The sequence below is a fragment of the Bacteroidota bacterium genome (assembly GCA_018831055.1).
Classification (GTDB): Bacteria; Bacteroidota; Bacteroidia; order Bacteroidales; family B18-G4; genus M55B132.
Window position 1 is genome coordinate 1 of sequence record JAHJRE010000124.1, and the last position, 6064, is coordinate 6064.

A 6064-nucleotide genomic window follows, 5' to 3' on the forward strand; every position below is an offset into this window, starting at 1 on the left:
ATTACAAAGTTTGTTTCAGGATGTATAATACCTCCTAACCCCCGGCAATAAAACCAAGATAACCATAAAGATCCCGGCCAACCCGTAAATCAATTGCAGGGGTGGTTTTGGCTGGTAACCGATTATTAAGATTTCCACCACTATCCATATAATCAAAGCAATACCAACAACCAATGAAGCCATCCAGCTCCAGCTAAGTTTCCTGATCAAGGCATAGGATACTGCAAGTGGGAACAACCCAAGAACCAACAAAAGAATGATCCCCGGAATCAGGAAGTCGGAAAAGGGAGAGCCTTGCAGCCAGTTCAATGGTATGTGCAGCGTTTCTCCTGATGGATCAATGATTAAACCAATTCCACCTCCAAGGCCGCTTAATCCCTGAAAGATCATCAATACAATAAGAAAATAAATACATAAAGGTTTTGATTTTTTGTCAGTCATATGTCCTCCCATCTTCAATTTTTTTGATATAACTACAAAAATAAAAACTTCACAATGGTTTTCCAATTATATATCAGGAGTTCGAATATATTTGGTTGTGGTCTGCGAAATATTGGTCTGAATTATGTATTTGATTTATAGATTAATACAACTTTTTTAACAAACCATTACTCCACCACAGCGTAAACCATCATTGGTCCGGATTTATTCTTCATGGTTATCTCTCCCAATTTTTCGCATTTGAAGCAATCTTTAACCTTGAAATACGACTCCTCGCTGATCACGATCTGCCCGGGGCCGGCGGCCGATTCAAGCCGGGAGGCGGTATTGACAACATCTCCTATAACGGTATAATCAAGCCTTTTAAGGCTTTCGGAGCCGATGTTTCCCGATATCAGTTCTCCGCAATTGATGCCTATGGATACATTGGGTTTGAATTTTACCTGCTCGGCAATGACAGGCTGTTTGGCAATCTCGTTTCGTACCGCCAGGCTGGCTTCAATGGCGCGGTCAAGGTGATGGTCGCCCCGGAATACCGCCATGATGGCGTCACCGATGAATTTGTCGATATAGCCTTTCTGATTGATGATCTCCTTCACCATGATGTCGAAGTAGTTGTTCAGGAGTTTCACCACCGTGTCGGGAGGCTCATTCTCGCTAATGGAGGTGAATCCACAGATATCGATAAAGACTACGGACGCTTCCACAGTTTCATTCGATAAAATAGATGTTTCAAACTCATTGGTATTCATAAAGTTCAGCACGTTCTCATCAACGTACATTTTCAGGATGTCGTTTTCTTTGATGGCTTTCATAGTGCCTCTGATCTGCTCTACATATCTGAGTGTTTTCTCAATGGTTAGATCGAGGTCTGTAAAATCAACCGGTTTGGTTATAAAATCAAAGGCGCCGCGGTTCATGGCCATACGGATATTCTCCATATCACCATAGGCAGAAACAATGACCGATCTCAACAACTGATGGGTTTTGTTGAGCTCGGCCAGGAGGGTAAGCCCATCCATCACAGGCATATTGATATCACTGAGAACCACATCCACATCCTGGTTTTCACTCAGTATCTCCAGAGCTTGTTTGCCATGCATGGCGAACAGGAATTCGTATTGCTTCTCCCTGATCTTTTTTCTGAACTTTTGTTTGATGAGTACCTCAAGATCCGGCTCATCATCAACTACTAATATTTTTGCCATTATTATTTGGTTTTATTTCCCTTTTTTGTCTTCAGTTATCCGAATTTTAATATTACTTATTCTGGTAACGTTATTATAAACTCTGTTCCTTTTCCTTCGGTGGAGTGTACTTTCAACTCCCCGTCATGGCCCTTTGTGATAATATCGTAACTCAGGCTGAGGCCCAATCCCGTTCCTTCACCGGTTGGCTTGGTGGTAAAAAAGGGTTGAAAGATTTTTCCTGAAATATTTTCAGGAATGCCATCGCCATTGTCTATAATCCTGATTTCAACCTGATTATTCAACCTTTTAGTTTTTATTTTTACCTGCGGTTTAAAATCCGGGGCGGCAGTTTGCCTTTTCTTATTTACTGCATAAAAGGCATTGTTGATGAGATTCAGGAATACCCTTCCGATATCCTGGGGAATTACATTCATTACCGGTAGACCTTCGTCAAAGTCTGTAATAAAATCTGATTGAAAGGTTTTGTCTTTGGCGCGCATTCCATGGAACGAAAGGCGCAGATATTCATCAGCAAGGCTGTTAAGGTTTGTAGCCACTTTTCCATCAACATTGCTTCTGCTGTGCTGTAACATTCCGCGTACAATAGCATCGGCACGCTTACCATGATGTTTGATTTTTCCCTCGTTTGTGGCAATAATATCGGCAATGGCCTTCACTTCCTTCAGGTTACCGGCCTCCAATTCTTCTTTAAGCTCTGTGATCATTTCCGAATTGACCTCCGAAAAATTATTTACAAAATTCAATGGATTTTGAATTTCATGAGCCACACCGGCGGTTAACTCACCCAAGGAGGCCAATTTTTCGGCGTGGATCAGCTGGGCCTGCGTAGCTTTCAGATCGGAAAATGCTTTGTTTAGTTTTTTATTTAATTTGTTTTTTTCGACAATCCTGGTGTAAAAGATAACTGCCATCACCAGGATTACAAACATCCCAAACAGAAAAAAATTCCGCAGTATCTTTTGCCTGTCAATTTCAGCCTGTTTCAGACTGATCATTTTCTCCTGGCTCTCGCGTTGCAAAGCCTGCCGGTTTTCAAACTCCATCCGGTTTGCGAGCATGGTAACTTTTTCGAGGTTTTCAGCACTGGTCACCGAATCTTTCACCTTGCCGTAAAGCTCCATGTTTATAAATGCATTCCGGTAATCGCCAAGCAGTTCATAAGTTTTTGCGATTCCAAAATATATCTCTTCAAGAAAAATAAACGAGGAGTTCGGGACAGCCTTTTCGGCTGTCTGAAGCCATTGTAATGCTTTATAAGGCTGATTGCGCAATTTATATATTTCGGCAATTTTCATTGAGGCCAAAGCCCGGCCGGTTCGATTTTCCATCTCATTGCTTATCTCCAGTGCTTTCATAAAATGCTCCATGGCCGCATCATATCTACCAAGTTCGAACAATGCATTACCGCTTGTAACATGAGCATCAACTATGGCAAGGAGGTTTCCGGTTCGCATGGCAAACTCAAGTCCGGATTGATAACTGTCAAGTGCAAGCTCATAGTTTTCAAGGGTTCCATAAATATTCCCGATGTAATAATACGATGCAAAGGTGTAATAGTATTCATTGGAGTTCAGCCGGATTTTTAAAGCGGCCTGATGTTGCTCCAGGGCTTTCTGATGGTTCCCTGTCGACATGTTGACTACACCCATATCGTTATATATCCGGGCAATCCCAAGCGAATCGTTCATGCCCCGGTAAATCTCCAGTGCCTGCTGCTGAACATCCAGGGCGTCATCCCAGCGCTCTACATACATATAAACAAATCCAATAGCAAGCAAGGTTTCAACAACATCGATGCTATCGTTTAATTCCTGGTAAATGGCCAGTGATTCAAGCAGGCTTTCCATAGCATCACCGTAGTTGCCCAAATTCCGGTGCGTAATGCCGATATTGGTCATTTCCATGGCCAGTCCTGAACGATTGTTTGCTTTACTGAACAATGCCGCACTTTGGTTATGGTATTGAAGTGCAAGTTCGCTCTGTCCCTTAAAATCGTAAATGTTACCCATAGAAGAAAGCAGGTTTGCCTGCTCAACAATATCGCCGGTTTCAAGCATCAAATTTACAGCAACATGCAGTGTGTCAAGGGCAGCTTGCGGTTCGGCACTTTCAATTGACAAAGCCAGGGGATTCATTGCCTGGGCTTTTAACTTCTTCACACGATTTATGTAATCTTTGCCAAGGCCTTTTTCCTCAGCAGCCAATATTTTGTTTGCCATTTTGTTAGCGTCAACGGCCAGTATCCGTGAACTATCAAGAAAACCCTTAAAATAATATTCAGTTGCCCTTTCATTCAACTGCCTGATTTGGGCTGTGTCTGATTTCATTGAAAAAGCAGTCATTCCTGTTATTAAAATCAGGGACAACACAAGCAGCCATTTTATTTTGTCAGATAGAATCATTTTTCGTTAACTGTAAATGAATAATGAATGAGCTTCCATTTCCGGGAAGGGAATCAACATTCAGAGTGCCTCCACGTCCTTTGGTGATGATACCATAACTCATGCTCAGTTCCGGACCTGTGCCCTTAAATCTCAGGCATACCAATCCGGTCATTGAGAGCGGATAGCGCAATCATTTGAGACTGACATTGATTTATTCTTTCAGCAACGGCACGGAAGGCCATGTAAATAGTTTCATGCAGTACAGCATGCATACAGAAAATTCAAAGCTGCCAGTAAGGTTTTCTTCAAAAGAACAAGGGCATTTGATTTGACAAGCGTCAAAGGTAGAAGATTGCTGATTATAAAGTTGTTAATGATATGTTAATTAAAGAATTATTGACTTCTTGTGAAACAAGCATAAATAAGGAATTACTATGGTTCTTTGCTTGCAGACTTGTGATTCTTTATTTGGCAATTTATCAGAAACATAAGAAATATGAAGGATCACGGTTGGTTCCCGAAACAATGAATCCTTTATACATCCATTAAAAGAAATTTCTGTATATGAATATGTTCAATCCCTTTAAATGAGCCTTCAATATAATCATCCATGCTTACCACGATTTTTTTAAAATTATCATTGATTTTTAACAAATTGCCAAATTCACGATCATGAGTTTTTGGATCATCTATCCTGTAACTTACCTGAATGTATAATACATCATTTCCTTTCCTTCCAACAAAATCTATTTCGTTATTACCAAGAGTTCCAACAAAAATTTGATAATTATTGCGTTGCAAATGTTTAAACACCAGATTCTCCATGATTTTTCCCATATCAGCTATCTTGTATCCTCCAATAGCATGTCGAATACCTAAATCCTCAAAATAGTATTTCTCTCCTACCTCGAATACTTTTTTCCCACTTATACCAAACCGTTTCACACCATAAAGCAAGAATGCATCTTCAAAATGTTTTATGTATTCAATAATAACTTTGGGGGAAAGACTGATCCTTTGACTCTTTAAATAATCACTGATTTTCTTTGCAGAAAATATGCTTCCGATATTGTCCATCAAAAACCTGAGTAAATTTTCGAGCAATGCTGTATTCCTTATATTAAACCTGCTGACAATATCTTTGTAAAGTACAGTATTATAAACACTCTTTAAATATTCATAAATTACGGATTCGTCGTTTGGTAGATTTTTAAGATATGGCAAGCTTCCAAATCTGATATATCTGTTAAATGATTCTTTATTATCATCAGTGGCCTGAAATCGCAGGAACTCTTTATATGATAATCCGGAAATGTGAAATTCAATATATCTGCCACTAAGTAAGGTGGCTAATTCACCTGAGAGCAAACTGGCATTACTTCCTGTACAAAAAACCTCTACGGTCCCGGAAGCTTGAAAATGCCTTAATGATTTTTCAAAATTCTGAATATCCTGGATCTCATCAATAAAAACGAAATTCTTCGAATTTTTTGATAATCTGGAATTTACAAAGGAGTTCAGGTCGGTAGAATCTTTAATACCGGAATAATCATGAAGCTCCATATTTATGAAGATCATATTGGGCTCTTTTTCAAGAACTTTTATTTCATCCATTATTTGCAAAAGCAAATAACTTTTTCCAACCCTTCTTTGCCCGGTAAGTACTTTAATCAAATCCGTCCCAATAAAAGGTCTGATTTTTTCAATATAACCGTCACGTTTTATATAGTTTATCATATGTGTAAAATAATTACAAATATAATCATTGTTTTACATATACGTAAAATTTCCGTAAAAGTTAACGAATATTAACTGAAGTTTCTCAATAAAATATTGCTATTGCTTTTTCCTGTTTTCCGGATAGGACACCCATTTTCAAAATTGGCTGTTAATTATATTCATTATTTGTTCTTGGGTTGGGTTGTTTTTTAGTAAAACCTTTTGATTTTTGCCGTTTGCGTATTGGAAAATAACCTCATACATTTTGTTGATTTGCTTTACAGCTTGATTGACAGAGATGTTTGTTTG

Annotated in this window: 5 protein-coding genes; all 5 read right to left on the reverse strand. The window is 39.1% G+C overall.

The window, feature by feature from the left end; all coding sequences use genetic code 11:
- Positions 1-15: 15 nt before the first annotated feature.
- Positions 16-453 carry a hypothetical protein gene (locus KKA81_07755; GenBank protein MBU2650814.1) on the reverse strand — a complete coding sequence of 146 codons (438 nt, stop codon included), beginning with the start codon at positions 451-453 and terminating at the stop codon, positions 16-18.
- Positions 454-608: 155 nt separating this feature from the next.
- Positions 609-1649, reverse strand: a complete 1041-nt coding sequence (locus KKA81_07760; GenBank protein MBU2650815.1) for a response regulator — start codon at positions 1647-1649, stop codon at positions 609-611.
- Between the two features lie 56 nt (positions 1650-1705).
- A complete protein-coding gene (locus KKA81_07765; GenBank protein MBU2650816.1) occupies positions 1706-2947 on the reverse strand; it encodes a GHKL domain-containing protein in 1242 nt (413 codons plus the stop codon).
- 1093 nt (positions 2948-4040) lie between these two features.
- Positions 4041-4208, reverse strand: coding sequence for a hypothetical protein (locus tag KKA81_07770; GenBank protein MBU2650817.1), 168 nt, complete (start codon positions 4206-4208; stop codon positions 4041-4043).
- Positions 4209-4570: 362 nt separating this feature from the next.
- Entirely contained in the window at positions 4571-5773 is a 1203-nt protein-coding gene (locus KKA81_07775; protein ID MBU2650818.1) for an ATP-binding protein, read from the reverse strand.
- Positions 5774-6064: the final 291 nt, after the last annotated feature.

Bases quoted from the DNA above. Each gene is read 5' to 3' on its own strand.
- KKA81_07770 (MBU2650817.1), bottom strand. From the start codon at position 4,208: ATGACCGGATTGGTATGCCTGAGATTTAAGGGCACAGGTCCGGAACTG.
- KKA81_07760 (MBU2650815.1), bottom strand. From the start codon at position 1,649: ATGGCAAAAATATTAGTAGTTGATGATGAGCCGGATCTTGAGGTACTC.
- KKA81_07755 (MBU2650814.1), bottom strand. From the start codon at position 453: ATGGGAGGACATATGACTGACAAAAAATCAAAACCTTTATGTATTTAT.
- KKA81_07765 (MBU2650816.1), bottom strand. From the start codon at position 2,947: ATGAAAATTGCCGAAATATATAAATTGCGCAATCAGCCTTATAAAGCA.
- KKA81_07775 (MBU2650818.1), bottom strand. From the start codon at position 5,773: ATGATAAACTATATAAAACGTGACGGTTATATTGAAAAAATCAGACCT.